This is a genomic window from Propionispira raffinosivorans DSM 20765, assembly GCF_000381065.1.
In the GTDB taxonomy this organism is placed as follows: domain Bacteria; phylum Bacillota; class Negativicutes; order Selenomonadales; family Selenomonadaceae; genus Propionispira; species Propionispira raffinosivorans.
Map to the genome: position 1 here is coordinate 25,798 of NZ_KB905839.1, position 24,304 is coordinate 50,101.

Annotated in this window: 21 protein-coding genes; all 21 read left to right on the top strand. The window is 39.2% G+C overall.

Annotation, left to right across the window (positions count from 1 at the left end):
• Positions 1–41: 41 nt before the first annotated feature.
• The 21 genes from F606_RS0100120 to F606_RS0100225 all read left to right on the top strand — a co-directional run bounded on the left by F606_RS0100120 (position 42) and on the right by F606_RS0100225 (position 24,244).
• Entirely contained in the window at positions 42–914 is an 873-nt protein-coding gene (locus F606_RS0100120; protein ID WP_019551818.1) for a nucleotide-binding protein, read from the top strand.
• A 39-nt stretch (positions 915–953) separates the two neighbouring features.
• On the top strand, positions 954–2,306 hold the full coding sequence (locus tag F606_RS0100125) for an amidohydrolase family protein (RefSeq protein ID WP_019551819.1): 1,353 nt from the start codon (positions 954–956) through the stop codon (positions 2,304–2,306).
• A gap of 268 nt (positions 2,307–2,574) precedes the next feature.
• Positions 2,575–3,882 (top strand): ABC transporter substrate-binding protein, encoded by a 1,308-nt coding sequence (locus F606_RS0100135; RefSeq protein ID WP_019551821.1) that lies wholly within the window; start codon positions 2,575–2,577, stop codon positions 3,880–3,882.
• Between the two features lie 108 nt (positions 3,883–3,990).
• A complete protein-coding gene (locus F606_RS0100140) occupies positions 3,991–4,935 on the top strand; it encodes a carbohydrate ABC transporter permease (protein ID WP_019551822.1) in 945 nt (314 codons plus the stop codon).
• A 1-nt stretch (position 4,936) separates the two neighbouring features.
• Positions 4,937–5,770 carry a carbohydrate ABC transporter permease gene (locus F606_RS0100145; RefSeq protein WP_019551823.1) on the top strand — a complete coding sequence of 278 codons (834 nt, stop codon included), beginning with the start codon at positions 4,937–4,939 and terminating at the stop codon, positions 5,768–5,770.
• 24 nt (positions 5,771–5,794) lie between these two features.
• On the top strand, positions 5,795–7,288 hold the full coding sequence (gene arfA, locus F606_RS0100150) for an arabinosylfuranosidase ArfA (protein ID WP_019551824.1): 1,494 nt from the start codon (positions 5,795–5,797) through the stop codon (positions 7,286–7,288).
• Positions 7,289–7,441: 153 nt separating this feature from the next.
• Entirely contained in the window at positions 7,442–9,352 is a 1,911-nt protein-coding gene (locus tag F606_RS0100155) for a sensor histidine kinase (RefSeq protein ID WP_019551825.1), read from the top strand.
• Positions 9,330–10,937, top strand: a complete 1,608-nt coding sequence (locus F606_RS0100160; protein ID WP_019551826.1) for a response regulator — start codon at positions 9,330–9,332, stop codon at positions 10,935–10,937. The genes F606_RS0100155 and F606_RS0100160 overlap by 23 nt, the downstream gene beginning before the upstream one ends.
• Before the next feature lie 90 nt (positions 10,938–11,027).
• Positions 11,028–12,140 (top strand): ABC transporter ATP-binding protein, encoded by a 1,113-nt coding sequence (locus F606_RS0100165; RefSeq protein ID WP_019551827.1) that lies wholly within the window; start codon positions 11,028–11,030, stop codon positions 12,138–12,140.
• Positions 12,141–12,317: 177 nt separating this feature from the next.
• The gene (locus F606_RS0100170; RefSeq protein ID WP_019551828.1) at positions 12,318–13,232 is read left to right on the top strand and encodes a ferredoxin-like domain-containing protein; all 915 of its coding nucleotides are present in this window, start codon (positions 12,318–12,320) and stop codon (positions 13,230–13,232) included.
• 195 nt (positions 13,233–13,427) lie between these two features.
• Positions 13,428–14,462 carry a sulfate ABC transporter substrate-binding protein gene (locus F606_RS0100175; protein ID WP_019551829.1) on the top strand — a complete coding sequence of 345 codons (1,035 nt, stop codon included), beginning with the start codon at positions 13,428–13,430 and terminating at the stop codon, positions 14,460–14,462.
• A 140-nt stretch (positions 14,463–14,602) separates the two neighbouring features.
• A complete protein-coding gene (gene cysT, locus F606_RS0100180; RefSeq protein WP_019551830.1) occupies positions 14,603–15,427 on the top strand; it encodes a sulfate ABC transporter permease subunit CysT in 825 nt (274 codons plus the stop codon).
• A gap of 9 nt (positions 15,428–15,436) precedes the next feature.
• Positions 15,437–16,246 carry a sulfate ABC transporter permease subunit CysW gene (cysW, locus tag F606_RS0100185; protein WP_019551831.1) on the top strand — a complete coding sequence of 270 codons (810 nt, stop codon included), beginning with the start codon at positions 15,437–15,439 and terminating at the stop codon, positions 16,244–16,246.
• A 4-nt stretch (positions 16,247–16,250) separates the two neighbouring features.
• A complete protein-coding gene (locus F606_RS0100190; protein ID WP_019551832.1) occupies positions 16,251–17,321 on the top strand; it encodes a sulfate/molybdate ABC transporter ATP-binding protein in 1,071 nt (356 codons plus the stop codon).
• Between the two features lie 20 nt (positions 17,322–17,341).
• Positions 17,342–19,021 (top strand): adenylyl-sulfate reductase subunit alpha, encoded by a 1,680-nt coding sequence (locus F606_RS0100195; protein ID WP_019551833.1) that lies wholly within the window; start codon positions 17,342–17,344, stop codon positions 19,019–19,021.
• The gene (locus F606_RS0100200) at positions 19,005–19,319 is read left to right on the top strand and encodes a 4Fe-4S dicluster domain-containing protein (protein WP_019551834.1); all 315 of its coding nucleotides are present in this window, start codon (positions 19,005–19,007) and stop codon (positions 19,317–19,319) included. Before F606_RS0100195 ends, F606_RS0100200 begins: the two co-directional genes overlap by 17 nt.
• A 16-nt stretch (positions 19,320–19,335) precedes the next feature.
• Positions 19,336–20,136: a sulfate adenylyltransferase subunit CysD gene (gene cysD, locus F606_RS0100205; protein ID WP_019551835.1), complete on the top strand. Its 801-nt coding sequence runs from the start codon at positions 19,336–19,338 to the stop codon at positions 20,134–20,136.
• 69 nt (positions 20,137–20,205) lie between these two features.
• Entirely contained in the window at positions 20,206–21,918 is a 1,713-nt protein-coding gene (locus F606_RS0100210; RefSeq protein ID WP_019551836.1) for a sulfate adenylyltransferase subunit 1, read from the top strand.
• Positions 21,919–22,104: 186 nt separating this feature from the next.
• Positions 22,105–22,749 carry an amino acid ABC transporter permease gene (locus F606_RS0100215; RefSeq protein WP_245542063.1) on the top strand — a complete coding sequence of 215 codons (645 nt, stop codon included), beginning with the start codon at positions 22,105–22,107 and terminating at the stop codon, positions 22,747–22,749.
• The gene (locus tag F606_RS0100220; RefSeq protein WP_019551838.1) at positions 22,730–23,407 is read left to right on the top strand and encodes an amino acid ABC transporter permease; all 678 of its coding nucleotides are present in this window, start codon (positions 22,730–22,732) and stop codon (positions 23,405–23,407) included. The genes F606_RS0100215 and F606_RS0100220 overlap by 20 nt, the downstream gene beginning before the upstream one ends.
• 72 nt (positions 23,408–23,479) lie before the next feature.
• Positions 23,480–24,244: an amino acid ABC transporter ATP-binding protein gene (locus F606_RS0100225; RefSeq protein ID WP_019551839.1), complete on the top strand. Its 765-nt coding sequence runs from the start codon at positions 23,480–23,482 to the stop codon at positions 24,242–24,244.
• Positions 24,245–24,304 lie beyond the last annotated feature (60 nt).

Consider the following 24,304-nt stretch of genomic DNA (forward strand, 5'->3'; position numbering starts at 1 on the left):
GTTATAGTAAAGAAAAGATCATAGCAAAGGTGGCAGGCTTTATGAAAGAAGCGAAGAAAATTTGCTTTTTAGGAAAAGGCGGTGTAGGCAAATCGATCATTGCAGCAAATTTGAGTGAAGCATTGGTACGAGCTGGATACCATGTATTGCAAATCGGTAATGATAGCAGTTTAAGCTCAACGATTTTGCTCCGTGGTTTTACAGATGCGGTTCCAGCACTGGAAGAATACAGAAAAAATTATGTGATTCAATTGGCTGATTATATTATAAAAACTGCTTCGGGAGCTTATTGCTTAGAACTTGGTAGTTTAGAACCAGGGGTAGGCTGTATGGCGCGAGGTATTCAAATTATTGATGAAATGATGGAGATGCAGGGGATTACGGATGCTTTAGATTTAGATTACATCATATATGATATTGCGGGGGATATTCCGTGTACCGGCTATATCCTGCCAATGCGCGATGGAATCATGGATACTTGTATTGTAGTGACCGATGGTTCGGTCACATCATTTGTTACGGCCAATAGTATTATTGCTGGAATTGTAAAAGCAAGACGCAATGAGCCGATTTCAATTCAAATGCTGGTGAATTATGCGGATCGTTATCCCACTAGATCACAGCTAGATGCATATGCAGTGACGACACAGTTAACTATCTTAGATTATTTGGATTATTATCAGCGCCTCGAGCATAGCGAACTGGCGGGTGAGACAATCTTTGTTTCGCAGCCGGACAGCAAGGCTGCTTTGTTTTTTACCGGCTTGGCGGAAAAGATTACAGTTACCAAGAACATAATTATGCCGCAGCCACTCGGTCGCAATGAACTTTTTCGTTGGCTGAGGCTCTGGAAACAGCAGTCACTTGATCAAAAAAGCGGAGTAATCGGTGGCGATTACTCTGGTAATATTTAAAGAAATTTTATATTGATGTAGGGGAGATCAGGTGAGAACATGCTTGATGTTGTAATCTGCAAAGGTTCGGTTATTAACACAAACAGACAGACAAAACGAATTGCAAATATTGGAATTAAAGATGGTGAAATTGTCTGTGTTACAGGGGATGATTTGACTGCTTCTATCGTAATTGATGCACAAGGTTTAATTGTAAGTCCGGGGTTTATTGATGTGCATGGACATGTTGATGGGTATCTTTATAGTGGTGAATTATCTGCCTGCCAAGGAATTACAACAAGCATTGGTGGCAATTGCGGTCTAAGTCCGATTGATTTTGATGATTTTTTTTACTGCCAGGAAAAGGCTGCGTTTTATATTAATCAGGGTGAACTGGTGGGACATTCTTTTTCATTGCGTCAAGCGGCAGGAATTTCCAATCCTTATCGGAGGGCACTGCCTTGCGAGTTTGATAGGATGAAGTCTATGGCTCGTGCTGCATTAGATGCCGGAGCTTGTGGTATTTCATTCGGTCTCGACTATTCGCCGGGGGCATCCTTTGATGAAATTACATCCCTCGCCAGTATTTGTGCCGATTTTGATCGTGTGATGCCGATTCACACGCGTTTGTTTACGCAAAATGATTTATATTCTTTATTTGAAGTGTTGTCGATTGCCAAACGAACGGGCGTTACATTATTGTTTTCTCATTTTGTTTACCAATATGGTTCAGGCATTATGAGAGATGCTTTAGAGATTATCGAAAAAGCAATACAAGACGGACTCAATATTAAGATTGACAGCGGGATGTATATGGACTGGCTTACATTTATTGGTACTGCAACGTTCGATGAACAGACCATTAATGATAATGAAATACGTTTTTCGGATATGATTGCAGCGAGCGGTCCGTATAAAGGGCAGCGGTTGAATCTTGAATTGTATCGTCTGATGCGTCAAAAATATCCAAATGATTCAGTCATTTGCTGCGTGCCAAATGATGCAACGCAAATTTATGCTGCTTTAAAACCAGATTATGCCATGCCATCCACGGATATAGGACAATATCTGCCAGGCGAAGGTCATCCGCAAATTGCTGGGTCATTTCCAAAATATATTAAGGAAATGGTGCGGGAACGACATGATTTAACACTGGAGGCAGCTATCTATAAAGCAACGCTGCTACCAGCGCAAACGTTTCATTTGGACAAAAAAGGGCAGATTGAAATTGGCATGGATGCGGATCTGACGATTTTTAATTTAAGTACGATTAAAGACAGGGCGGTTTTCCCAGATCAAGGCTGTCCGGATAATAAGCCAGAAGGTATTGAATATGTCTTAGTGAATGGTGTGCCGGTTGTTTATCAAGGTGTATTTACCGGTAAAAAACCGGGGCGGGTACTTCGTGCTTGAAAATAGCTTTTGTACAGAAAAAGATGAAAAATACAGGAAGTAACGAGGGTGGATTTGAATGTATCCATGGAGTCGTCACTGCCTGTATTTTTTTTGAATTGAGAACAAATGATGAAATCTACAGAAAAAACAGAAAATTTAAATAAAATGTAAAAAATGTTGAGCTTAAAAAATGTGGAATTTTGTTACACTATATATTATGAGGCAATGTTACAGAATGGGTATCTAAAAATGGTAATTAATCTTAAAAACGAGAGGAGACGTATTCATGAAAAAAAGCTGGGTTTATGTACTTTCAATGGTCGTTTTGTTAGCGGTAGCAGCCGCAGGGTGTGGACAAAAAAAAGAATCAGCACAATCGTCAGGTGATGGTGATGCAACGGTACTTAATTTTTGGACATTTCAAGAATTACACAAGGGGTTTATGGATGATGCGGTTAGTACCTGGAATGAAAAGCATCCCGACAAAAAAATAATTTTAAAAACGGACGTATATCCGTATGATGAACAGCATAATAAATTATTGATTGCTTTGCAGTCTGGTACTGGAGCACCGGATTTGGCAGATATTGAAATAGGGAAATTTGCAAATTATATTAAGGGCAGTAAACCAGGCTTGGTAGAACTGAATGATATTGTTGATCCAATCAAAGATAATTTGATTATGGGGAGAATGGACAATTACGCGAAAGATGGTAAATATTATGGTGTGGATTATCATGTTGGCGCTGAAGTCATGTATTACAATAAAGAAATATTAGATCAGGCCGGCGTGGATATCAATAAAATTGTTACTTGGGATGATTATATTGCCGCCGGTAAACAAGTCGTTGCTAAAACTGGTAAACCAATGACAACAATTGAAACGACAGAACACTGGTCGGTCTATCCACTGATGAATATGCAAGGGTCTGATGTTTTAGATAAAGACGGGAATTCAAGTTTTGACAATGCGACTAATATCAAAACACTACAAATGGTGAAAGATATGTTATATAAAGATAAAATTGCGGTACCGGCACCAGGAGGGTATCATCATTCCGAAGAATACTGGGCTTGGATGAATAAAGGCAATGCGGCTTCGGTTTGGATGCCAATGTGGTATATGGGGCGATTTGTACAATATATGCCTGAATTAAAAGGTAAAATTGTCATCCGTCCGATGCCAGTATTTGCTGGTGGTAAAAGATCAGTGGGGATGGGGGGAACCGCAACTGTTATTACAACGCAGAGTAAACATGCAGAATTAGTTAAACAATTTTTAGCGGAAGCAAAATTATCAAAAGAAGGCAGTATCAAAACATGGACTTTATTAGGGTTTGATCCAATCAGAAAAGATGCTTGGTCTGATCCAGCCATGTCAGCACCAAATAAATATACCGATTATTTTGGTACAGATATATTTAGTACATTGCAATCGATTGTAGCTGATATTGGACAATTAAATGTTGGGGCGAAATATCCAGCGGCTATTTCTTTATTGCAAAAGAATGTTTGTTTTAGAGTGCTTAAGGAACAAAGCCAATCACCAGAAGAAGCTTTAAAAGCAGCGGGAGAAGATCTTAAAGCACAATAAAGCAAATGGTGGTTTTGCTATGAATGGGAGTGGTAGGACTCGGCTATGGCAGGCGGGGCCTTATCATTTTATTCAAGATTTCCCCAGCGGGCGAGGAGGTTTTTTTACGTGTCAGAACCTATAGCAAGAACAATTTGTACCGAAAAACAAAAGAAAAAACAGTGGGGTGATTTATTTTTTTCACAGACGGCGGCTCCATATCTGTTTGTGTTACCCTTTGTTATTTCTTTTTTGATTTTTTTCCTGTATCCGATTATTTCTACCGTTATTATGAGTTTTGAAAGAATTGACGGACCGGGGGATGTAACTTTTATTGGTTGGCAGAACTATATGAATTTATTGAATCCGCATTTTTTTAATGCAATCTGGATTACAACAAAATATACGTTTTGGACCTTACTTGTTTTGATTCCGCTGCCTTTGTTATTTGCGGTATGCTTGAATAAAAAAACACTGCCGGGGCGTAACTTTTTTCGATCCGCTTTTTTTATGCCAGCACTGACCTCGGTTATCGTAGCCGGACTTTTTTTCCGTCTGGCTTTTGGTGAACAGGATACAACGTTGATCAATTCAATGCTTAGTGTATTTGGCATAAGTTCTACAGTATGGCTCCAAAATCCCAATACAGCGATGTTTGTCATGGTTTTGTTGTGTACATGGCGCTGGCTTGGTGTCAATGTGATCTATTTTTTATCAGGGCTGCAAAGCATTCCTGATGAACTATATGAAGCAGCCTCGATCGATGGAGCGAATGCTTGGGAAAAGTTTTTACATATAACGATTCCTGGTTTGAAGCCAGTCATTGTGTATGTGCTCACGATCAGTGTGTATGGTGGATATTCTATGTTTGCTGAATCCTTTGCCCTATTTAGCAGTGCGCGTTCTCCCGGTGAAATTGGCACAACGATTGTCACGTATCTGTATCAAGAAGGGTTCAATAATAATAATCTGGGATTAGGATCAGCGATTGGTGTTGGTTTGTTTGTCCTCGTGATGGTCTTAAACATTATTCAATTATGGTTGAATGGTTTCTTTAAAAAGGAGGTTGACTGATATGGGACCAAAGATAACCAATGCATTGGTATTTGTCATTTTATTGATTTTTGCAGTATTTTGTTTGGCTCCTTTTTTCTTCTTGGTTATTTCATCCTTACGACCTGGTGTGGAAATGATACGCCAGGGAATTTCCCTCAATATTGATTTTTCAGCATTGAACTTTGATAATTATGTGCTTTTACTGGATGGCAAGGAAGGGATTTATCTTTCCTGGTATTTTAACAGTGTAGTTATAACCGTGGTTCATACATTGTTATCGCTTTTATTGACATCTATGGTTGGTTATGGTTTGGCGATGTATAATTTCAAAGGAAAAAATGCAGTTTTTATCATTGTTTTAGTAGTTATGATGATTCCAGTGGAGATATTGATATTACCACTATATGAATTATCGATTAGTACCGGTTTGATTGATAGCTATCTGGGTGTCATTCTGCCCTTTGTTGTGGCACCGATGTCCATTTTCTTTTTTCGGCAGTATGCCCAATCCTTGCCACGTGAACTTTTGGACGCAGGGCGAATTGATGGCTGCGGTGAATTCAAAATTTTTTTCAAGATCATGCTGCCACTCATGAAACCGGCTTTTGGTGCTATGGGGATTTTGCAGGCCATGTTTAGCTGGAATAATTTTGTTTGGCCGCTGATTGTATTGCGTTCGAACGATATGCTGACTTTGCCGATTGGATTGCAATCTTTGATTACTCCTTATGGCAACAATTATGATATTTTGTTTCCTGGTGCAGTGATGTCAGTTATACCAATTATTATCTTGTTTATTTTAAATCAAAAAGCATTTATTTCAGGACTTACAGTTGGTGGAGTGAAAGGTTAATTATAACTATTGGAGGGTTTGGTAATGAAACACGCAGCGTGTCAAATTGATAAAGCATATACTATCGCAGATATTGATCCGAAATTATATGGATCTTTTATTGAACATTTAGGACGGGCGGTCTATTCTGGTATTTATGAACCGACCCATTCTCGTGCCGATGAGCAGGGGTTTAGACAGGATGTTTTGGAGCTGGTTCGGGAACTTTCCGTACCAATTGTCCGCTATCCGGGTGGAAACTTCGTATCTGGTTATCGTTGGACCGATGGTATTGGCCCGGTAGATGCAAGACCCAAACGTCTGGATTACGCGTGGCTCTCTGTTGAGCCAAATCAAATTGGTATTGATGAATTTGTTGACTGGTGTAAAAAAGCCAATACCCAAGTTATGGCTGCAGTTAATTTAGGTACAGGCACACCACAGGATGCTGGGTATATGATGGAATACTGCAATCATCCTGCTGGCACTTATTGGAGTGATTTACGTCGCAAAAATGGACATAAAGAGCCACATGCTATAAAAACATGGTGTTTGGGTAATGAGATGGATGGGCCTTGGCAGACAGGTGCTCTTTCGGCGGCGGCTTATGGTGAAAAAGCTCGTGAAGCAGCTAAGATTATGAAGTGGATTGATCCATCGGTAGAACTGGTTTGTTGTGGAAGCTCGAGTCCGCTTTTAGATTCGTATCCCGAATGGGATCGTATTGTCTTGGAACATACTTATGAACAGGTAGATTATATTTCCATGCATAGATATTATGAAAATGAAGGCAGTGTGGAAAACTTTCTGACGTCATATATTGATATGGATGAGTTTATCAAAACAGTTGCAGCCACTGCAGATTATGTAAAAGCCAAAACCAGAAGTAAGAAAACAATGAAAATTTCTTTTGATGAATGGAATGTTTGGTATATTCAAAAACAAGTCCGTTTTCCTTGGATGGAAGCGCCACCGATCTTAGAAGATCAATATTCTTTATTGGATGCGCTAGTTTTTGGCGGTATGTTATGTACATTGCTTAATAATGCCGATCGCGTAAAGATGGCTTGCTTGGCGCAGCTTGTCAATGTAATAGCACCTATCTTTACCGAAAAAGGCGGACGCGTCTTAAAACAAGCTATTTATTATCCATTTCAGCAAGTGTCCACTTATGGGCGAGGCAAATCTTTGAAGACACTTACGAAAGCAGATTGTATAAATACACCAGATCGGGGTATGGTACCTGCTATGCAGATCGCTGCTTCGTACAACGAACAAGATGACAGTATCAGTGTTTTCGTTCTTAACTGTGAAATGAAAGAAGACACAGAATTTACCCTTGACTTGCGTTCTTTTGGAAAAGTTGAAATGATAGAACATAGTATATTAGCAGGTCCAGATTTATTTGCTAAAAATACATTTGAGAACTCCCAGGCAGTTGTGCCGAAAAATGAAATTCCTGTAGTTGGTACTACCGTATTTCAAATCGTTTTACCGAAACTTTCCTGGCATGTTTTCCGCTTTATTGTTATAAAATAAAAAAATTACCTAGGTGTAAAAAGTGACTCATCCTTATTGACGTTTCACTGTCTGCTTTGTGGTATACTGATTTTGGAGAAATATGGATATGTATAAAATAAAAAATCAGACGAATTTTTTCTAAAATACAGCAGAGCAGACAGGAGCATCGTCATGCGATATTTAAAGAATTGGTTTAGTAAACGATTAGTCCAAATTTATTTTGTGGCAAAATTTATTATGTTGTTTAGAAATCTTAAAATCAGAACGAGGCTGGTTTTTCTCTTTATGATCCTTTCACTGATTCCTTTACTGGTGACGGTGTTTGTTTTTTATCAACAATTCAATTATTCGCTTCAAGAAAAAATCAGTACATATTCCGTTCAGGTTATGAGTCAAGTTGCCCAAAATATTAAACGGGATCTCGATAGACTCGAAAATGACAGTATCGAAATTGAATTTTCGGATGTAGTTCAAAACACTTTGTTAAAATATGATGCAATGAGCGAATGGGAAGTTGAGCATGCCCAGGTTGTGATGCGTGAAGAATATACGAAAAAATTTTATTCATTGCGTAATGTCTCGGATGTCTTGATCTATACCAGGCAAGGGAAAAAAATAAATGCCTATGGTGATCCGGGCATGAAATTGAATTTAACGGCAGATTATACAAAAGATTTTCTGCTGCAGCTGCAAGACAAGGATGGTGGTGTCGTCTGGGATGCTGTGAATTCGGATAATGAGTTTTATCTGGTCAAATATGCCACGAGTGCTGAACAATTGCGGCGCAGTGATGGTATTTTATTGGGACGAGCCATAAAATCAATCGATACAGGAGAGGCAATTGGTTCTTTGATTATTCGGAGCAGTGAAGAATATTTATCTGATATTTATAAAGACATTGATATTGGAGCCGGTTCTAAAATTTTTGTCGTAGATACAAAAGGGACGATTATATCCAGCGGTGATCCGCAAATGCGTATCAGCAGTCATTATCAGGATATGGAACTGATTGCGGAGCTTAAGCAACAAGCACAAGCGGGCAAACGTGTCTTTAATTATTCAATCGAAGAGAATGAAAATCTGATTGCCTTTTCCCCTATTAAAGGTGCGGACTGGTTTGTTGTTGGTGTGATCCCGTTTAGTTATCTAAACTCAAACAGCCAGGAAATTTATGAAAAAACACTTGTTATTGCGATTGGCTGTTTTTTTGCAGCCGTATTTTTAGCTTATTTTTTTGCTGCTACGATTTTGGCACCGTTGCAGCGGTTGCGTACAGCAATGAATCAGGCCCGTCAGGGTGATTTATCGGTCAGTATAAAAGATGAGTACAATGATGAAATTGGTGAAGTGACGCAACGGTTCAATGTTATGCTGCAGCAAATAAAAAAGTTGCTAGAAAATATAAAATATAAAGAAAAGCAAAAAAGACGGGCCGAGCTGAAGGCTTTACAGTCACAGATCAATCCCCATTTTTTATCCAATACCTTAAATACTGTAAGGTTTTTAGCAAAAGCACAAAATGCTTATAATATTGAAAATATTACAACATCCTTGATTAATATTTTTCACGCTATGGTGGGAAGCGGCGATGATCTTATTGGTATTGGCGAGGAAATTGAATATATTAAAAATTACTTGAATATTCAAGAATATCGCTATCTAAATAAATTCAATATTATTTATAATATTGAGCCAGAACTTTTTAAGTATCGAATACCAAAAATGTTATTGCAGCCAATTATTGAAAATGCATTGATTCATGGCATTGAACCAATGGAGGGGCAGGGCATGATTGTTCTTAAGGGGTATTTGGAAGAACAGACAGTTAAGTTTGTTATTACCGATAATGGTGTGGGCATGTCTAAAGAAACTTTAGCGATTTTATTGAAAAGGCAAACAGCGAGTAGTTCAGGACTAAGCGGTATTGGTATTGCGAATGTAAATGAAAGAATAAAAATGTATTTTGGAAATTCCTATGGAGTATCAATCGAGAGCGAGCTCAATTTTTATACGACAGTAGAGATCATCTTGCCTGCAATGCAGCAAGGAGGTGAGCACAATGTTCCGAGTATTGATTGTTGATGATGATTTTACAACGCGAACGAATCTGCGTACCATCATTGAATGGGGAAAATATGGATTTGAAATTTGTGGCGAGGCTACGAATGGACAAAATGCAATTGAAATGATCAAGGAATGCCTGCCTGATATAGTGATTACGGATATGAGTATGCCCGTTATGGATGGTGTGGCTTTGATTGAATATATAAAGGAAAACTACAAAGATATTAAGAGTATTGCCTTGAGTGGATATGAAGATTTTGCTTATGTGAAAGACAGTATGAAAAATGGAGCGGTTGATTACCTGTTAAAACACAAATTGGATCGTACAGTATTACTGAACGTATTAAAAGCAGCTACAGATACCATTAGTCAACAACATAAGCTGCGTCGGCAGTTTGCACAAAGTAAAGCGATTTTGCAGCATGAATTTATCAGATCTTTGGTTTTAGGGGATGAGCAAGATAACAGGGTCATTCAAGGGAAAATCAAAGAATTGGAACTGCCGCTGGGAGTAAATAATTTTTCGCTTGTTGCGATTTCAATTGATGATTTTCAGTTAATTAAGGGTCGTTTGACAAAGGCTGAAGAAGTTCGACTGGTGGCTTCGGTTATGAATCTTACCGAAGATATTTTACGGGATATGAACAACGGTGTGCTGACTTATCTGGAGAAAGGTAAATTTGTCATTTTATTTTCATTTGGGACAATTCGCAGTCAACGCGGCATTTGGACTCAAATTAATACGACAGTGAATCGGATCAGTGTCAGTATTAAAAGGTACTTGAATATTACAGCTTGTTTTAGTATTGGTAAAATTTTTGATCATATTGAGAATACGCGGCAAATGTATCAAGAAGCCGTTGATTTATTAAATAGGAAGATGATCATGGGAAAAGATCAGGTTTTTCGTGATGTTGAGCCTGTGCAGCATACGGTTGATTTTTTCAATCTGGATGTAAAAGATGAAAAGCAAATCATGTTATTTTTGCGTACTGGTGATTATGAAAAAGTTAGCCAGCAGCTCGATTTTGTTTTTGACAAAATGCTGCTGCTTAAGGTGAGTTATAAGTCGGTTCAGATGATTTGTGCAGAGCTCATTGGTATTGCAAATCGACTGGCTAGAGCAGCTTCGGTGGATGTTACTATTTTGTATACGAATACAGAGATACCCTATGATGAAATGAAAAAACATGAGACAATCCTTGATGTGAAAACTTGGATTTTGGAAGTGTATCATCGTTTGATTATTTTGCTTTTGGACGTCGATATAAAAAGCAATTATAGTGATTTGACAAAAAGAATCATGGAATATATTCGGCAAAATTATACCAAAGATATTTCACTGCATCAGACGGCAGAGCATATCGGTGGTAATAGTTCCTATCTCAGCCGTATATTTAAAGAAGATTGTGGCATTGGCTTTGCCGAATATTTAAATAAGATTCGGGTTCGACAGGCTAAGCACTTAATGGAGCATACGGATACGAAACTTAAGGAAATTGTCCAACAGGTAGGCTTCAATAATTATACGTACTTTTTTAAAGTGTTTAAGGTTTTGGAAGGTGTAACGCCGATAGAATATAAAGCAAAGTATAAAAGCTAGTGTTGTTTCCTATACATAATGAATGAGGTGGAAGTAATACAAAACATCTTCTGTAAGAAAAACCAGATAGTAGAGAGGATTGTGATAGCTATGGCAAGTGTACAGTTACAAAATATTAGTAAAACATATCCGGGCGGGGTTGAGGTTGTAAAAAACTTGAACCTCGATATCAAACATAAAGAATTTGTTGTTTTAGTAGGTCCATCTGGGTGCGGTAAGTCTACCACTTTGCGTATGATTGCTGGTTTAGAAGATATTACAACGGGAGAATTATCAATTGATGGTATGGTGGTAAACGATATTTTACCCAAAAATAGAGATATTGCCATGGTATTTCAAAATTATGCATTATATCCGCATATGACTGTATATGAAAATATGGCATTTGGTTTAAAAATCCGTAAATTGCCGAAACCGGAAATACAGCGTTGTGTCTTAGAAGCCGCGCATACATTGGGAATTGAGGATTTGCTCGACCGTAAACCAAAAGCTTTGTCTGGCGGACAGCGTCAGCGTGTGGCATTGGGACGGGCGATGGTGCGGCAGCCTAAGGTCTTTCTATTAGATGAACCTCTGTCCAATTTAGATGCAAAATTACGTGATCAGATGCGGACAGAAATTCGTAAATTACATCAAAAATTACAAACAACTTTCATCTATGTTACCCATGACCAACGTGAAGCAATGACCATGGGTACGCGGATCGTGGTAATGAAAGATGGCATTGTGCAGCAGGTTGACACACCACAGCAATTGTATGGACATCCTTGTAATTTATTTGTAGCTGGGTTTTTAGGCAGTCCGCAGATGAATTTTTTCAAAGTTACGGTGACGCAAAAAGCGACAGTTTTCACGCTGGATTTTGCTGATGAGAGTCTTGTTTTACCGCCAGTTGTAACGAATAATCCAAAGCTGAAAGAGTATATTGGTAAAGAAATTATCATGGGAATACGCCCGGAAGATTTGTATGATGATGCAAATGATTTAAAAGAGGCAAATGCTATGATTATCAAAGGCATAGTTGATGTGATTGAGCTGATGGGTGCAGAAACGTATTTATTTATGAAAATAGCGGATAGGAATGTCGTTGCCAGAGTTAGTCCGAAGACAAAAGCACAGACAGGAGAAACGATAGAAATTGTTTTCGATATGGATAAAATTCATCTTTTTGATCAGACGTCAGAAAAATCTATTTTAAATTGAATGGAAGAGAATGATCTCACTTTTTTGTGTGAGGTCATTTTTTATTGACCATTTTATAAACATACATATCTTATAATGCATATATGTTTTGTATTGACGCTTTTTCCGGCGCATGATATACTCATCCATAGTTTTAGATATTTTGTGTAAATTTAATTTGTATTTGGGGGCAGGCAGATGATAATCAGCAATGAAGAAATTATGCGAGTAAAAGGACTAGGTTTTTTAAACAATCGTGGAACTGAAAAATTTTCCGCTCGGGTGCTTACAGAAAATACTTGTTTAACCGCCGAACAATTGGAAACAATTGCCGAAGCGAGTCGCCTTTATGCCGACGGCAATGTTTCCTTGACATCGCGAATGACGGTAGAGGTTTTGGCGATTCCTTATGCAAATATTGAACCGTTTACAGCATTTCTTAAAGACCATGGTATGCAAGTTGGCGGGACCGGCGATAAAGTCCGTCCGGTGACAAGCTGTAAAGGTACTGTTTGTAAATTTGGCAAAATCGATACACATAGTATTGCGAAAGAAGCACATGATAGATTTTATATGGGCTATCGGCAGGTGAAGCTACCGCATAAATTTAAGATCGGTGTGGGGGGCTGTCCGCATAATTGTATTAAACCAATGCTCAATGATATTGGTCTTGTCGGCAGTCACAAACCAATTTTTCATCGCAGTCAGTGCCATGGCTGTAAAAAATGTGGCTGTGAATTAATTTGCCCAGTGGGAGCTTATACGACAGGACCGGATGGAAAAAAACGTCTAAATCGCAATAAATGTATTCAATGCGGGCGCTGCGGGGCAAAATGTCCATTTAAAGCACTTGATGGTTATGAAGAAGGAATTCGCATTTTTGTTGGTGGTACTTGGGGGAAATTTATCAACATCGGCAAACCAATCAAAGGTCTTTATACTCGTGAGGAAGCAATGGAGATGATCGAAAAGACTATTCTTTTATTTAAAGAAAATGGCAAGACAAAAGAACGTTTGGGTAAAATGATTGAGCGTTTGGGGTTCAAATGGTTTCAACAGGAACTTCTTACTGGCGATGTACTCGTACGCAAAGATAAAATTATAAATATGTAATATAGCTAAAATGTAAAGCATGATCCATCGACTTGGATCATGCTTTTTTTACGCAGAATACATAGCTAATTGATATGTTATATATGAAAAATATATTGACAACATTACACTGAAAGATTATAATTTATAAATACAGAAAGCATATAAAACATACTTATTAACAATGAATTTATTTTATAATTTGGAGGCGGCAAAATGAACAAAAAAAGCATTTTGAGTGTAGCAGCGGCAATCTTATTCGCAGTGGTTGGACTCACAGGATGTGGCGATGAATCAGCAGCAAAAACCGATGATAAAGCACCCGTAGAGTTTTTAAATGTATCCTATGATCCAACGCGAGAACTCTATGTAGAGTTTAATAAAAGTTTCGCCGAATACTGGAAGAATAAAACAGGTCAAGAAGTTAACTTTGCCCAGTCACATGGTGGTTCTGGCAAACAAGGTCGTTCGGTTATAGAAGGTTTAGATGCTGATGTTGTCACATTGGCGCTGGCTTATGATATTGATGAAATCAGTCAAGCTGGTCTTATACATAAGGATTGGCAGAAGAATTTCAAGGATAATGCCTCGCCATATACATCGACGATTGTATTGCTTGTGAGGAAAGGAAATCCGAAAAACATCAAGGACTGGGATGATCTTGTTCGTGATGATGTGTCAATTGTTACGCCAAATCCGAAAACATCCGGTGGCGCTAGATGGAATTATCTTGCCGCCTGGGCTTATGCCAGTGAAAAATTTGGTGGTGATGAAAGTCAAATCAAAGCCTTTATGGCAAAATTATTTCACAATGTAAAAGTTTTAGATTCAGGAGCCCGCGGTGCTACAACGAGCTTTGTGCAGCGTGAACAAGGTGACGTTTTGATCGCTTGGGAAAACGAAGCTTTTTTATCGCTTGTGGAAAGTCCGGATCAATTTGAAATTGTTGTGCCTTCTATTAGTATTTTGGCAGAGCCGCCTGTAGCCATTGTTGATGAAGTCGTGGATAAAAAAGGAACACGAGAACTTGCGAAAGCATATCTTGACTTCCTCTATACCAAAGAAGGTCAGGAAATCGCAGCAAAAAATTTCTATCGGCCACGTGATCCTGAAATTGCCGAAAAATATAAAGATAAATTTCCAACACTTAAACTTGTGACGATTGATGGTGCCTTTGGCGGTTGGGCTAAAGCGCAGGCCGATCACTTTGCCGATGGCGGTTCCTTTGATCAGATCTATACAGATAAATAAAAATAGCTGTATTTGTCGAAAAATCCAGATTAAAAGGAAAGGGGATTCAAGTGTATTAATTCATACATTGAATCCCTTTACCTATGGAAATAAAGACAAATGTTATATGAGCTTATTTTAATGGAGAAGGAGCGCAGCATATGGCAAAAGTCACTCGAGTGATCCCTGGATTTCGCTTTACGATGGGGTTCACACTATTTTATTTGACATTGATTGTTTTAATTCCGCTGGCGAGTTTGATTTTAAAAGGCGGGGGCATGGGATTTGGTAAGTTTTTGCAAACCGTACTTGATCCTCGCGTGTTACATTCTTATATTGTAAGCTTTGGCTGCGCTTTTTTTGCAGCGATTATCAATAGTATTTTTGGTATTATTTTGGCCTGGGTTTTGGTGCGTTATGAGTTTTCCTGTAAGAAAATCATCGATGGGTTGATTGATTTGCCTTTTGCTCTGCCAACTGCGGTAGCTGGGATTGCGCTGACCTCTTTGTATTCTGAAAATGGCTGGATTGGAAGATTTTTTTATGCAATTGGCATTGAATCATCCTTTTCACTTATGGGAATTACCATTGCTTTGATTTTTATTGGGATTCCTTTTGTGACAAGAAATATTCAACCTATCTTAAAAGATCTGGATACGCAATACGAAGAAGCATCTATGATGCTCGGTGCGAATCGTTGGACAACTTTTCGTCGGGTTATTTTCCCTGAAATACTGCCTTCACTTTTGACAGGGTTTGGTTTAGCTTTTGCCCGAGGCGTTGGTGAATACGGCAGTGTTGTTTTTATTGCTGGCAATACACCGCTGAAAACGGAAATTGCTCCCTTAATGATCATGTCCAAATTGGAACAATATGATTATTACGGTGCAACCGCGATTGCCCTGGTTTTGCTCATTTTATCGTTTCTGATTTTATTTAGCATCAATTTGATTCAATGGCGGATGAGCCGATTAAAGGGAATATGAGGTGAGACAATGCAAGAAAGTAAATATGTAAAATATACCTTGATTGGTCTTAGTGTTGTGTTTTTGACTTTGATGCTGATTATACCCTTGCTCGTGGTGATTGTAGAAGCTTTATCAAAAGGTTTTGCCGTTTATTTCAAAGCGATTTTAGATCCATTTGCCCTGAAGGCAATGAATTTGACACTGATTGCTACTGTAGTTGCTGTTGTCTGCAATACTGTTTTTGGTTTATGTGCGGCATGGGTTCTTACGAAATACAGCTTTAAAGGGAAAAATATTTTGAGCAGTCTGATTGATCTCCCTTTTGCTATTTCACCGGTTATTGCCGGGTTGGTTTTTGTTATGACTTTTGGGAGGATTAGTTATCTAAATGATTTTCTGACGGCAAACAATCTGAGAATTGTTTTTGCGACACCGGGCATTATTTTAGCCACAATCTTTGTCACATTTCCCTTTGTGACACGAGAATTGATTCCGCTGATGCATTCGCAGGGGAAAGATGAAGAAGAAGCAGCAACGATGATGGGAGCCAGTGGCTTTACCATCTTTCGAAAAGTCACGCTGCCCAATATCAAGTGGGGGCTGATTTATGGGGTAGTTCTCTGTACGGCACGTGCCATGGGAGAATTTGGTGCAGTATCGGTTGTTTCCGGACACATTCGCGGCAAGACCAATACGCTGCCGCTGCATATTGAGATTCTTTATAATGAATATAATTTCACCGCTGCATTTGCGGTAGCATCCATTCTTGTCATCTTTGCGATACTTATCTTGATTGTCCGCAATATTGTTGAATGGAAGAATGAAAAGGAGGCCTAGCCGCATGTATGTTGAATTGAAGCAGATCAATAAAAAATTTGGTGATTTCAAAGCATCTCAGGATGTGAATTTTTCGATCGAACAGGGGAAACTTGTTGGCCTATTGGGACCGAGTGGCAGCGGCAAGACAACTATTTTACGAATGATTGCTGGTCTGGAAAAACCAGATAGCGGGGATATTATGATTGGCGGCAGCCGTGTCAACGATATTGCCCCGGGGAAACGTGGTATCGGTTTTGTGTTTCAAAGCTATGCTTTGTTTCGGCATATGACGCTTTTTGATAATATAGCTTTTGGTCTTACTTTGCAGAAAAAAAGTAAAAAAGAAATTATCCAAAAAGTAAATGAATTGACGGAACTGATTGGTCTGACGGGATTTGAAGGGCGATATCCAAATCAATTGTCAGGCGGGCAGCGTCAGCGGGTTGCTTTTGCGCGGGCTTTGGCTCCAAATCCACAACTGCTTTTACTTGATGAACCATTTGCAGCGATTGATGCAAAAGTAAGAAAAGAACTGCGACAGTGGCTTCGTACGACGATAGGTAAGCTGGGGATCACGAGTATTTTTGTTACGCATGATCAAGAAGAGGCTGTTGAAGTGGCTGATGAAATCATTATAACGAATCGTGGTCAGATTGAACAAAAAGGTACACCACTGCAAATTTACAAAAAACCAGCAACGCCTTTTGTGGCCCAGTTTATTGGAGAATCAACGATTATTGATGATTATACGAAATTTAAAGGCTTTGAAAGCAAAGATGGAGCAAAACCCCAAGAAAAAGGCGTTTTACGTCCGGAGTTTATTGAGATAGCCAAAGATGAAACAGAAATACTTACGCCGCTCGCGGCAGAAAAGGGAATTGTAAGAACCATTTATTTCCGGGGAAATAATATTCAGGTCGATATTGAAGTCAAAGGTCAGCCATTAACAGGGTATCGAACTCTCGAACAGGAAGACCTGACGATTGGTATGGAAGTTTTTGTTCTGATTCATCGTGTCTACACTTTTGAAGGAAGTCATACAGAAGTTATTGAAAATCGCATTAAAACAGAGCAGAATTCCGTGTATATTTAACGGGGATAGGAGTAGCTTTTATGGAAATAAAACAACAAGCCGCAGATATTTTGATCATTGGCGGTGGGGCAGCTGGTTGTTATGCGGCATTTACGATAGCAGAACAAAACCCCGCGTTATCGATTATTCTTGTGGATAAAGCTAACATTAAGCGCAGTGGCTGTTTAGCAGCTGGTGTCAATGCCTTGAATGCCTATATTACCAAAGGGCAAGTACCTGAAGACTACGTTGCTTATGCAAAACGAGATGCCGAAGATATTGTGCGGGAAGATTTACTTTTGTCAATGGCGCAAGGTTTGAACCGGGTTACGCAAAAAGTAGAAAGTCTAGGTTTGGTGATTTTGAAGGATGCAAATGGTGAGTATGTGACAAGAGGGAGTCGTAACCTAAAGATAAACGGTGAAAACATTAAACCTATTCTGGCAAAAGAAGTTGTGCGGCATAAAAATATTACTGTTTTAAATCATGTTAATATCATTGATTATATCAATCAATCTAGTGCAGTGATTGGTGCCTATGGCTTATCGGCTGAGCATAATCTGTTTTATGTTTTGACAGCGAAGGCTGTGATTTGTGCAACCGGCGGAGCTGCTGGTTTATACAAACCCAATAATCCGGGATTTTCAAGGCACAAGATGTGGTACAGCCCTTTTAATACGGGGGCAGGCTACGCGATGGGGATTCGCTCGGGAGCCGAGATGACAACCTTTGAGATGCGCTTTATTGCGCTTCGTTGTAAGGATACAATTTCACCGACTGGGACGCTTGCCCAAGGTGTTTTGGCAGCACAAATCAATTCTTGTGGCGAAGAGTATCAATATAAATATGGTAATACAACAGCCGAACGGGTCTATGCAACGATTCAAGAAAACTTGGCAGGCCGTGGTCCGTGTTATCTAAAGACAAAAGGTATTAGCTTAGAGCAAGAAGAGGCTCTGAAAAAAGCTTACCTGAATATGTCTCCAGCCCAGACACTGAAGTGGATTGAATCCGGTACAGGTCCGGGGCAGGATAACGTGGAAATAGAAGCAACAGAACCTTATATTGTAGGTGGTCATACTGCTAGCGGCTACTGGGTTGATGGTAATAGAGCCACAACACTACCGGGCCTTTTTGCGGCGGGGGATGTTGCTGGAGGCTGCCCGCAAAAGTATGTTACCGGAGCGTTTGTGGAAGGCGAAATAGCTGGTAAGGCAGCAGTCGTTTATGCAGCTAATCAGAAATTGCCAAAATTAAATGAAGTCTTACTTCAGCAAAAGTATCAATCCGTAAAGGGTTATTTTCAAAATGAAATAAGCCTATACTCAACGGGTGAACTAGAAGAAGCAATGCAGAAGGTAATGGATACCTATGCTGGTGGTATAACCAGTCATTATCAGTTTAATGAAAAGCAGCTGGATTTGGCCCAGCAGAAAATTGAAAAAATAGTGAAATTAAGTAAAAAATTAAATGCAGTGGATATGTATGAATTGGTCAAGATTTTTGAACTGAAGGAACGCCTAACGGTATGTCAGGTGTTGATTGCTCATCTGAAAGCGCGTCATGAAACCAGATGGCATAGTTTTGCTGAAAATCTTGATTATCCGAACAAAAGTCAAGCTTGGGAAAAATATGTAAACTCGCGCTATCATGCAGGCGAAATCAAAATTATTTTTCGTAAATTAGTCGGTCGAGGTGAACGATATGAGCATCAAAATTGACAAAACAAAATGTATTGGCTGCCAAAAGTGCAAACAGGTTTGTCCGGGGAATTTAATTCGACTGGATAAACAGGGGAAAGCAGAAATTCATGCCGCCGAAGAGTGCTGGGGGTGTGCTTCTTGTCTGAAAGAGTGTCCGCAAAATGCCATTCGTTATTATTTGGGAGCGGATATGGGTGGCAATGGTACCTTACTCTATGTTAAAGATAATGAAACAACCATCGAGTGGGTCATTGATAAAGGTGACGGGACAACGGAAAGTATTATTATTAACAAATCAAATTCAAATTCGTATTAACGGGAGGGCTTAGGCTATGGATCATTTAGATAAGTTAGAAGCGGAAAGTATTTATATTTTGCGGGAAGCATATAAAAAACTTGGTAAATTAGGCATGTTATGGTCAATTGGTAAAGATTCTACAGTCCTTTTATGGTTAGCAAAAAAAGCATTTTATGGTCACTGCCCATTTCCGTTTATTCATGTTGATACAAAACATAAAATTCCAGCCATGATTGCTTATCGAGATCGTGTAGCGAAAGAACTTAATCTGGATTTAATTGTCCATACGAATCAAGCAGCAATTGATGCCGGAATGGGTCCGGATAAAGGTCGGCTGGCTTGCTGCAAAGCACTCAAAACAGAAGGGCTGCAGCAGGTCGTGCAAGTATATGGTTTTGAAGGATTGATCGTTGGGGTGAGACGTGATGAAGAAGGATCACGTTCCAAAGAGCGGGTTTTTAGTGAACGCAGCAAAGATTATTCGTGGGATTATGCCAATCAACCGCCAGAACTTTGGGATCAGTTTAAAACCGATTTTCCTAAGGGCAATCATATTCGGGTTCATCCACTTTTAGCTTGGAGTGAAGTGGATATTTGGGAATACATTCGTCGAGAAAATATACCGATCATCGATCTGTATTTTGCCAAAAATGGTAAACGATATCGGAGTTTGGGCTGTGAAATGTGTACCGGCCAAATCGATTCAGAGGCGGATACACTCGATAAAATTATTGAAGAATTAAAAACAACCAAAACAAGTGAACGGGCTGGCCGCAAACAGGATCAGGAAGATTCTTATGCCATGCAGAAACTCAGGAAAGATGGTTATATGTAAGCGCAAAGAAGAGCACGGTTTTAGATTGATTTTGCAAAATATATGGGAAACTATTAGGAGGTTTAAGTCATGGCGCAAGAGAAAGATGGATTAAAAATTGTTGTAGTTGGTCATGTGGATCATGGGAAGTCAACGGTGATCGGCAGACTTTTATATGATACGAATTCACTGCCAGAAGGTGCAGTCGATAAAGTCAAACGCATTGCCAAAGAAACAGGAAAACCGTTTGAGTATGCTTATTTGCTCGATGCATTTGAAGAAGAACAGAAACAAGGCATTACCATTGATACGACCCAAATACAGTTTTTTACGAAACAAAGAGAATATGTTATTATCGATGCCCCTGGGCATAAAGAATTCCTGAAAAATATGATTTCCGGTGCAGCCAATGCCGAAGCGGCACTTTTGGTAATTGATGCCAAACAAGGAGTGCAAGAACAGTCCAAACGCCATGGTTATATGCTGTCGCTGCTCGGGATAAAAAAAGTATATGTAGTAATCAATAAAATGGACTTAGTGGATTATTCCGAAAGCGTTTTTCATTCCGTCGTGGCGGAAATGAAAGAATTTTTGTCAGGGCTCGGCGTCTATCCGCTCAAATATATTCCGGTTTCTGGTTTTTTGGGTGAAAATATTTCGCAGCAGTCGGATAAAATGCCGTGGTTTAAAGGTGAACCAATCCTGGCAGCGATTGACTTATTGGAACCAGCAGCTGGAATCGGCAATAAACCGTTGCGTTTTCCTATACAGGATGTTTATAAATTTGATGACCGTCGTATTATTGCCGGACGTATTGAAGCTGGCACGCTGTCGGTAGGCGATGAGATCATCATCTGTCCAGGCGGAAAAAAAACAACAGTGCAATCCATTGAACATTGGAGTGAACGTGATAAAAAACAAACCGTTTCGGCCGGAGAGTCGACCGGTATTACTGTGCAAGATGAGTTTTTTAATAAGCGTGGTGAAATTATTACACGTGTCGGCTCCGAACCCCTTATTTCCAACCGATTCCGTGCTTCGATCTTTTGGATGGGAAAAACCGATTTAGTATTACATAAAAAATATAAACTGAAATTGGCGACGCAGGAAGTCGAATGCGAAGTGGAACAGATTGTTCGAGTGATTGATGCAACCCAGCTCCACGCCGCAGAAGTTGTTGATAAAATTGTTTTAAATGATGTGGCGGAAGTTGTTTTTAAGACAAAAGAGCCGATTGCTTTTGATGTATTTCAGCAAAACCATGTGACCGGACGATTTGTTGTTGTCGATGGATATGATGTTGCCGGCGGCGGAATTGTTATTGCCGGTGAACAAATAGCAATTGCTGAAAACACACCAACATTTTTCGGCAATGAACTGACGGCTCATGGCGATATTTTTGATGAATTTTATTATGATGTTGACTCTTTGGAAGTCACAAAAATAGCGGGTCATAGCAATGTATATACAATTGGTGATCCAATCAAAACGCAGGGTGAAAGTTTTGATTACCCAGAGCATTTTGATATTTTAGTATTTCGTGATCAAGTCGTAATCAAGATTCGCAGCGGCAAAGTTGCGGCGTTGATTCCATTTAGCGAATATGAATATGAAGCGTATCCGCTCGTTAATGGGCGGGGCTTTGGGATCAAAGCGAATTCAACTTTGGATGTGCAAGATATCTTCAAAGATTATGCAGCGATTGATTACAATAATCCGCAAGTAAATGCAAAATTCTCCAATAAATGGTTTTTCTTTAATAAATATCGCAAACTTACCTTTTATTTTGATTATATTATTTAACTAGGGGCACGGCAGACCGATTGTGGACTGCCGTGCTTTTTGTTTACACTAAAGCATATAATATATATATGAAAACTATTGACAAGAAAAATGAAAGGGATTATAATACAAACAGATAAAAATAAAACATATATTACAAATATGTTTTAAATACTATAAAGGAATGGTTTAATGGATTTCAATTTTATGTCAGCTAGTATTCCATTGTATATCAAAGCGGCAAAAATGACATTGGATTTGGCAGTGTGGGGGATTTTATCGTCTTTAATTATAGGCTTTATTTGTGCTTTGATTGGCTATTATAAGATTAAAATACTTGATAAAATCGTGCGGATTTATATTGAATTATCAAGAAATACACCTCTTTTAATCCAGTTATTTTTCTTGTATTATGGTTTGGCGAAGCTGGGGATTAAGCTGGAAGCCTATACTTGTGCAATATTAGGGCTGGCTTTTCTCGGTGGCAGCTACATGTCAGAAGCATTTCGAGCCGGACTGGAAGCTGTGAGCAAAATCCAGATTGAGTCAGGACTCAGTATCGGGCTTACTCGCTGGCAATTGACACGGTATATTATTTTACCGCAGGCTTTCGCCGTTGCTGTACCTGCTCTTGGCGCGAATGCTATTTTTTTATTGAAAGAAACATCCGTTGTGTCAGCGATTGCCTTGGCGGATTTGATGTTTGTCGCCAAAGATTTGATCGGTATGTATTATAAAACTACGGAAGCATTGGTGCTTTTGGTCTTGGCGTATTTGATCCTTTTATTGCCGATATCAATTTTTCTGACGTATATAGAAAGGAGAGTGCGTCATGCAGGAGTGGGGAATTAGTGTTCTTTTTGAAGGTCAAAATCTATTTAGGCTTGTCGACGGACTTAGCGTGAGTATTCGGATTGCAGCTGTATCAATTGCTTTTTCAGCTGTTTTTGGAATTTTGCTGGGGGTCTTGATGACGTCACGCTATCGCCTGATTCGTTATATTTGTCGGCTTTATCTGGAAGCAATTCGGATCATACCTACACTTGTCTGGTTGTTCTTGTTTTATTTCAGTCTTACGAAAATCTTGCATTTTCATTTAAGTGCTGAGTTTGCTTCGGATATTGTTTTTTCGTTATGGGGTACGGCTGAAATGGGTGATCTGGTGCGGGGCGCAATTACTTCCATGCCGAAACACCAAATGGATAGTGGTTTTGCGATTGGGCTTACCAAATTGCAAGTCTATCGATACATTGTGATTCCACAAGCATTACGTCGCCTAATCCCCTCGGCAATCAATCTTGCCACGCGGATGATTAAGACGACATCACTCGTTGTTCTGATTGGTGTTGTTGAAGTATTAAAAGTTGGTCAGCAGATTATCGAAGTATCGATTTTAAAAAACCCGACGGCATCTTTTTGGGTTTATGGTTGTATCTTTTTTCTCTATTTTATCATCTGTTATCCGGTATCTTTGTTTTCAAAAAAACTAGAGACGAAATGGCAGCAATAAAAAGGAGAGAAAGATATAATCGTTATAGTACGAATATGGAAAATAAGAAAATCTTAGGGGGGATGTTTTGTTATGGCAAAACAGTCCAATGAAAAAGTCTTGGAAGTTAGACATTTAAATAAAAAATATGGTGAGACTGAGGTTCTGCCAGACTTTAATCTTGAGGTACAGCGGGGCGAAGTCGTGGTACTGCTCGGACCATCTGGCTGCGGCAAGTCAACCTTTTTGCGATGTCTGAATGGTCTTGAAGAAATTCAGGCAGGAGAAATCAAGCTAAATGGACAGATCATTAATGCCGATGCAACAAAATGGCATGTTGTTCGCCAAAAAATAGGAATGGTTTTTCAAAGCTATGATTTATTTCCGCATATGACGATTTTGGAGAACATCTTATTAGGTCCTATTAAAGCGCAGGGCAGAGACCGTTTAGAGGTTTTGCAGCAGGCAGAAAAATTACTGGAACGCGTGGGTTTGCTTGATAAGAAAGAAGCCTATCCATCACAGCTTTCTGGTGGTCAAAAACAAAGAATTGCGATCATCCGAGCATTGTGTATGAATCCAGAAATTATGTTGTTTGATGAAGTTACCGCCTCATTAGATCCTGAAATGGTTCGCGAAGTGTTGGATGTTATGCTGGAATTGGCACAAGCTGGTATGACGATGGTCATTGTAACACATGAAATGGGCTTTGCTAAAGCGGCAGCCGACCGTGTCATTTTTATTGATCAGGGTCAAATTGTTGAAGAAGCAGCACCAGAATTGTTTTTTACGAGCCCTAAAAGTGAACGGGCCAAAAAGTTTTTGAATATTTTTAAATTTAATGAACAAGTATCGTAAATTATTAATTTGGTTAATTTAGGCGCAAGCCGTTATAAATTAAAATAGATTTATCAATAG

Excerpts from the sequence above, each read along its gene's own strand:
- F606_RS0100220 (WP_019551838.1), top strand. The coding sequence starts at position 22,730 with ATGCAGGAGTGGGGAATTAGTGTTCTTTTTGAAGGTCAAAATCTATTT.
- F606_RS0100170 (WP_019551828.1), top strand. The coding sequence starts at position 12,318 with ATGATAATCAGCAATGAAGAAATTATGCGAGTAAAAGGACTAGGTTTT.
- F606_RS0100120 (WP_019551818.1), top strand. The coding sequence starts at position 42 with ATGAAAGAAGCGAAGAAAATTTGCTTTTTAGGAAAAGGCGGTGTAGGC.
- cysT (WP_019551830.1), top strand. The coding sequence starts at position 14,603 with ATGGCAAAAGTCACTCGAGTGATCCCTGGATTTCGCTTTACGATGGGG.
- F606_RS0100135 (WP_019551821.1), top strand. The coding sequence starts at position 2,575 with ATGAAAAAAAGCTGGGTTTATGTACTTTCAATGGTCGTTTTGTTAGCG.
- F606_RS0100200 (WP_019551834.1), top strand. The coding sequence starts at position 19,005 with ATGAGCATCAAAATTGACAAAACAAAATGTATTGGCTGCCAAAAGTGC.
- F606_RS0100195 (WP_019551833.1), top strand. The coding sequence starts at position 17,342 with ATGGAAATAAAACAACAAGCCGCAGATATTTTGATCATTGGCGGTGGG.
- cysW (WP_019551831.1), top strand. The coding sequence starts at position 15,437 with ATGCAAGAAAGTAAATATGTAAAATATACCTTGATTGGTCTTAGTGTT.
- F606_RS0100215 (WP_245542063.1), top strand. The coding sequence starts at position 22,105 with ATGTCAGCTAGTATTCCATTGTATATCAAAGCGGCAAAAATGACATTG.
- F606_RS0100125 (WP_019551819.1), top strand. The coding sequence starts at position 954 with ATGCTTGATGTTGTAATCTGCAAAGGTTCGGTTATTAACACAAACAGA.
- F606_RS0100210 (WP_019551836.1), top strand. The coding sequence starts at position 20,206 with ATGGCGCAAGAGAAAGATGGATTAAAAATTGTTGTAGTTGGTCATGTG.
- F606_RS0100175 (WP_019551829.1), top strand. The coding sequence starts at position 13,428 with ATGAACAAAAAAAGCATTTTGAGTGTAGCAGCGGCAATCTTATTCGCA.
- F606_RS0100190 (WP_019551832.1), top strand. The coding sequence starts at position 16,251 with ATGTATGTTGAATTGAAGCAGATCAATAAAAAATTTGGTGATTTCAAA.
- F606_RS0100160 (WP_019551826.1), top strand. The coding sequence starts at position 9,330 with ATGTTCCGAGTATTGATTGTTGATGATGATTTTACAACGCGAACGAAT.
- F606_RS0100225 (WP_019551839.1), top strand. The coding sequence starts at position 23,480 with ATGGCAAAACAGTCCAATGAAAAAGTCTTGGAAGTTAGACATTTAAAT.
- arfA (WP_019551824.1), top strand. The coding sequence starts at position 5,795 with ATGAAACACGCAGCGTGTCAAATTGATAAAGCATATACTATCGCAGAT.
- cysD (WP_019551835.1), top strand. The coding sequence starts at position 19,336 with ATGGATCATTTAGATAAGTTAGAAGCGGAAAGTATTTATATTTTGCGG.
- F606_RS0100155 (WP_019551825.1), top strand. The coding sequence starts at position 7,442 with ATGCGATATTTAAAGAATTGGTTTAGTAAACGATTAGTCCAAATTTAT.
- F606_RS0100165 (WP_019551827.1), top strand. The coding sequence starts at position 11,028 with ATGGCAAGTGTACAGTTACAAAATATTAGTAAAACATATCCGGGCGGG.
- F606_RS0100145 (WP_019551823.1), top strand. The coding sequence starts at position 4,937 with ATGGGACCAAAGATAACCAATGCATTGGTATTTGTCATTTTATTGATT.